This is a genomic window from Phormidesmis priestleyi BC1401, assembly GCF_001650195.1.
Classification (GTDB): Bacteria; Cyanobacteriota; Cyanobacteriia; order Leptolyngbyales; family Leptolyngbyaceae; genus Phormidesmis_A; species Phormidesmis_A priestleyi_B.
This window is the reverse complement of the sequence record NZ_LXYR01000126.1, coordinates 1-4071: the sequence shown is the minus strand read 5'-3', so window position 1 is coordinate 4071 and position 4071 is coordinate 1. Positions and strand designations below refer to the sequence as shown.

Here is a 4071-nt window from a genome sequence, read left to right as displayed (position 1 = left end):
AGCAAGTACCTGAATAACATCATCGAGCAGGATCACCGCAACATCAAGCGATTGACAAAGCCAATGATGGGATTCGGCTCATTCAACACAGCGAGACGAACCTTGAGTGGCATCGAAGCGATGAGTATGATTCGCAAAGGACAAGTGAAGGGAGTCAGCAAAGGGGACAGTGTATCTCAAGCGAAGTTTATCGAAGAACTGTTCGGAATTAGCGCTTAACGGAATGCGAACGAGATACTTCGTTTGTCACTAAAAAGTATTTGCGACACAACCAGGAATTGCAGGTCGCTTTGGGAAGACCCTCAAACCGATCTGTTTGAGGGAGATGGATATAAGTCGGCATGGTTCTCTGTCCAAATAGGGTGCGGGAGGACAGAGAGCAAGGACGGAGAGAGGAGAATCGAGATGCGAGCCGTCAGGTTAAGGCGGCGGAATCAATGCATTAATGCACACGAACACTCTCCGGAACAGTCCATCGCTCTCTGCTCTAAACAGGCAGCGACGGGAGGGAGAACCATGCGGAGAATCTTAAAAATGCCCAGCAAACACTATTGCCATTCGAGACAAATGAGGCATAATAAACACATGGCACTGTCAGGAATCTAACTATCAGCCGGCTAAAGCAATCAAGTTAGCGTCCCCGCCTCCCGTTATTAAAGTAGATATTTGAGCCTTCAAAGCCCTCTCTGTTTTCAGCAGTGGGGGTTTTTTGGCTTCTAGGAGTTCTAGAACATGATGGGGACCTCTCGAGTTGCAAGGGTGGAAACGGAGCATGTCATGGTGGATCGCTCACGTTTCTGAAGTGAGATTAAGTGTATCAGGACATTTTCTCTGATCTGCACTCGATCCATGACAAATTCTTCTGTAAATGGGTTTGAGGAGTCAGGTCACGTCCTAGTCCGTTCAGCTCCTAAATATATCGGCACCCGTGAAGTGAGTTGATTCGAGAAGTTCTCACTCATCTGCCAGCCCTCAAAATTTGTTCAGCCGTCAGTTTCAAGTCTGGAAACGTGGGAGAGACAACGCGATCGCTACCTCGAAACTCTCTAGCCTGATAAGCTCCATTCTTCAGAGTCAGCACTATCACCACCGCTCTGTCTGGGTTTGGGTCAACCTGCCAGAATTCAGGAATGCCCCTTGTGGCGTACTCTTTTGGCTTCTCAACATAGTCGCGCTCGTAGTTGTCCTCACCTGGTTTTCCCGGTGAAACGACTTCGACAACCAGTAATGGGTTAGGCATGCCTGCTTTGACGATCGCTTGAGATGATCCCTCGATCGCTGCGAATGATGCTTCTGAATGAACGATCAAATCGGGGTCGCGGGCTGTGGCAGTCGAATCACTCACCGCGATCCACTGCTTAAAGCCGATTTGGTAAGCCGGGATTCCAAGTTGTAGAAAGGTCGCAAATAGGAAGCCAGCGATGAGCGTGTTAATCGTACTCTCAGCACCCATCTCGACTAAGACCCCATCCACCAATTCGTAACGGGTGTTTGTGCCGTCGTCATACGTTAAAAACTCCTCAATCGTTAGTCGCGGTCTTGTGGCTTGGGTCATGACGCTCTCTCCTATCCCGCTACAGCAGGTTCTTTAGGCTTCTTTTCAAACACTTGTATGTTTGGCTCTACCAGCGCAAACCCCTTTTCTGTGGGCTGTCCCATCTTCCCCGCGACGGCAGCAACCCACATGGGAAAGTTGGCTTGAGCATCCTCTAGCTTCTTAAACATTTTGGGTTTGAGGGTGACAGAAATGATTTGACCATCGCAATCTATGTCAAATGATTTCCAGCCATTCTCAACAGTGGTGGCGTTTGGCAGTTCGTTGATTTTGATGGTGAGTTCAAGTTTTCCACTGACTGTCATAGCATTCGCTTTGCTCCTTGTAGTGTTTGCCCTCCTACTTATCTTGCTCTTCAGCCTGAAGAATTACCCCTTTGTTTCTCGCATCGATGACGGCCTTTTCGATTAAGAAGGACATCATCTGAGACATTGATCTGCGCTCTACATCAGCCAAAGCTTTCAGACCCTCCTTGATGTCTTCCTCAACAAATGCGGTGACTGTAACTTTTGCCATCTCACTTGCCTTGGCTAGTTGCTTCGTCTCTTATCTGCTCCAGTCGTTCAAGAATCAAAATTCGGCACTTCATTGAAAGCGGCAATTCTCTCCACGTCACGTCCGATCGGAGGGTTTCTATCTCGCTCTGAACGTCGCTGATATCAATTTGCGTCCGCCTTAAATGTCGCGGTTTTTTGTCCTGAGTCATGGTGAGAGATCTTAGTCTGTTTCCCACCATAATAAGCCGGTTCATACGTTTGGAATCCTTTTGATATTTAGGTTTCAGCTAGTTTCACAGCATAATTTTGTAAACCAATTGACACCACTATACACCGCTTGCTACATTTCTAACAGACGCGGCAAGTGTGGCAGCAATCACCCATTTAGACAAATCTGCCAGATAGCTACTGAAACGTCTCAAATCTTTTGTACATCACCATTTAAGAGGAACTTGTAATGACTTTTGAGACCGAAACACACTCTGAATCGGTGGCAACCTTGCCCACTCCTGTCACATCTGGCAAAACTGACAGAGCCTCTCCAATGGGTGTGGACATCGGCAATAGAAGCCTCAAACTTGTCTCTAGTCAGGGTGAAACTCGCATTGATTCTTACGTCCACTACCTCTCTGAACGGGCATCAATGGCAGCAAGTTCTGGCTATGTGGAGTATCGCCAAGGGGATCGGTCTGACCTGGTTGGAAAGCAATGGGTCGCTGGAATCAGCGCCTACTATCACGGGCTACGCGGCATTTACCGAGTCACCGACACGAACCAAGGCAAAGCAGATTTAGGACTACAAATTCTGCTTTCAGGGTTATCAATGCTCCCCTATCGGGCTGAGTGGAATCTCTGTTTAGTCGCTAGCATCCACGATGGACAAGCCCTCGGTAAAGGCTTGAAAGCTTCCCTAGAAGGAACCCATATCGTTCTCATGAGCAACAAGCGGTCAACGGTACAAATTAGCGTTGCAGCCGTGCTGGAGGAAGGCAGTGGAGCCGTGATTCACTATCATCGTGAATGCGACACGACCAACGCCCTACTCTATGACCTGGGCAACGGCACCTTAATTGTGAGTGGCTTTGCTGGATTGAAAATGACCGATCGCCGCTACTCCCAGAATGGTGGGGTTGAATCACTGATTGAATCGGTCGCCACGAATGAGCAGATTCGCTGCAAGCTCCTGAAAGAGGGCGATCGGCATTTGATTCGAGCGGGAATTGAGACCCGCACGTTCACTTATGGGACGCAATACCCAGATTGGACTTTCAAGGAAGCTTACAAAGTGGAGCTGCCCAACTGGATTGAGCGTGTTCTCAAGCCGATGGTGCGTCCGACTGAAGAGCGGATGGCATCGGCAACTGCACTAATTGCGATTGGCGGCGGTGCCTGCCTGCCTGCCTGGAATTGAAGCACTGCTGGCAAAGCGAAACATTCAAGTGCTTCCTGATCCGCTGTGGGCAAATGCGCGAGGGCTATATGCTTACGCGCTCCGAAAGGCAGCAAGTTTGTAGGAGATTCTCATTATGCGTGTGTCGATCGAGCGGGGCTACCACGCCCCGATTCAAGAGTTAATGGGACGACTGCAAACCAGCGACGGGTGCGACCTCTACTTGATTTAGTAGGTCAAGCATGATATCACTGAGTGAGGCAACCAAGAGGTGGTGAGTATGAGCGCTCAATTGCTGAGTCAAGAAGGGACGCAAGTCAGGATAGAAGTGACGATAGACCTGAGTCATTCGCTGCGGTTGTGTCGCAAATACTTTTTAGTGACAAACGAAGTATCTCGTTCGCATTCCGTTAAGCGCTAATTCCGAACAGTTCTTCGATAAACTTCGCTTGAGATACACTGTCCCCTTTGCTGACTCCCTTCACTTGTCCTTTGCGAATCATACTCATCGCTTCGATGCCACTCAAGGTTCATCTCGCTGTGTTGAATGAGCCGAATCCCATCATTGGCTTTGTCAATCGCTTGATGTTGCGGTGATCCTGCTCGATGATGTTATTCAGGTACTTGCT

At 48.8% G+C, this 4071-nt stretch carries 8 protein-coding genes and 1 pseudogene; 4 read left to right on the top strand and 5 right to left on the bottom strand.

The window, feature by feature from the left end; genetic code table 11:
• Positions 1–219, top strand: a 219-nt coding sequence (locus A8707_RS25705; protein ID WP_156518841.1) for a DDE-type integrase/transposase/recombinase, incomplete at its 5' end; no start/stop codon positions are given.
• 739 nt (positions 220–958) lie between these two features.
• Here the strand turns inward: A8707_RS25705 and A8707_RS25700 are convergent.
• Genes A8707_RS25700 through A8707_RS25690 form a run of 4 tightly spaced genes read right to left on the bottom strand, consistent with a single transcriptional unit; the run spans position 959 to position 2261 of the window.
• Entirely contained in the window at positions 959–1555 is a 597-nt protein-coding gene (locus tag A8707_RS25700) for a Uma2 family endonuclease (protein WP_068820256.1), read from the bottom strand.
• An 11-nt stretch (positions 1556–1566) separates the two neighbouring features.
• Positions 1567–1860 carry a fertility inhibition FinO-like protein gene (locus A8707_RS25695; RefSeq protein WP_068820254.1) on the bottom strand — a complete coding sequence of 98 codons (294 nt, stop codon included), beginning with the start codon at positions 1858–1860 and terminating at the stop codon, positions 1567–1569.
• Between the two features lie 34 nt (positions 1861–1894).
• A complete protein-coding gene (locus tag A8707_RS27335; protein ID WP_074382593.1) occupies positions 1895–2071 on the bottom strand; it encodes a ribbon-helix-helix domain-containing protein in 177 nt (58 codons plus the stop codon).
• A 1-nt stretch (position 2072) separates the two neighbouring features.
• Positions 2073–2261, bottom strand: a complete 189-nt coding sequence (locus tag A8707_RS25690; protein WP_156518887.1) for a hypothetical protein — start codon at positions 2259–2261, stop codon at positions 2073–2075.
• Between the two features lie 248 nt (positions 2262–2509).
• Between A8707_RS25690 and A8707_RS25685 the strand changes: the two genes are divergently transcribed.
• The 3 genes from A8707_RS25685 to A8707_RS28735 all read left to right on the top strand — a co-directional run bounded on the left by A8707_RS25685 (position 2510) and on the right by A8707_RS28735 (position 3863).
• Positions 2510–3463 (top strand): ParM/StbA family protein, encoded by a 954-nt coding sequence (locus A8707_RS25685; RefSeq protein WP_068820250.1) that lies wholly within the window; start codon positions 2510–2512, stop codon positions 3461–3463.
• The gene (locus tag A8707_RS30450; RefSeq protein ID WP_269452776.1) at positions 3438–3566 is read left to right on the top strand and encodes a hypothetical protein; all 129 of its coding nucleotides are present in this window, start codon (positions 3438–3440) and stop codon (positions 3564–3566) included. The genes A8707_RS25685 and A8707_RS30450 overlap by 26 nt, the downstream gene beginning before the upstream one ends.
• Positions 3567–3722: 156 nt before the next feature.
• Positions 3723–3863 (top strand): hypothetical protein, encoded by a 141-nt coding sequence (locus tag A8707_RS28735; RefSeq protein ID WP_156518886.1) that lies wholly within the window; start codon positions 3723–3725, stop codon positions 3861–3863.
• 112 nt (positions 3864–3975) lie between these two features.
• Here the strand turns inward: A8707_RS28735 and A8707_RS30055 are convergent.
• Positions 3976–4071 (bottom strand): annotated as a pseudogene (locus tag A8707_RS30055) (DDE-type integrase/transposase/recombinase); the annotation flags it as partial.

What these genes read in the sequence shown, in the direction of transcription:
- A8707_RS25700 (WP_068820256.1), bottom strand. Translation starts at nt 1,555, where the DNA reads ATGACCCAAGCCACAAGACCGCGACTAACGATTGAGGAGTTTTTAACG.
- A8707_RS25695 (WP_068820254.1), bottom strand. Translation starts at nt 1,860, where the DNA reads ATGACAGTCAGTGGAAAACTTGAACTCACCATCAAAATCAACGAACTG.
- A8707_RS27335 (WP_074382593.1), bottom strand. Translation starts at nt 2,071, where the DNA reads ATGGCAAAAGTTACAGTCACCGCATTTGTTGAGGAAGACATCAAGGAG.
- A8707_RS25690 (WP_156518887.1), bottom strand. Translation starts at nt 2,261, where the DNA reads ATGACTCAGGACAAAAAACCGCGACATTTAAGGCGGACGCAAATTGAT.
- A8707_RS25685 (WP_068820250.1), top strand. Translation starts at nt 2,510, where the DNA reads ATGACTTTTGAGACCGAAACACACTCTGAATCGGTGGCAACCTTGCCC.
- A8707_RS28735 (WP_156518886.1), top strand. Translation starts at nt 3,723, where the DNA reads ATGAGCGCTCAATTGCTGAGTCAAGAAGGGACGCAAGTCAGGATAGAA.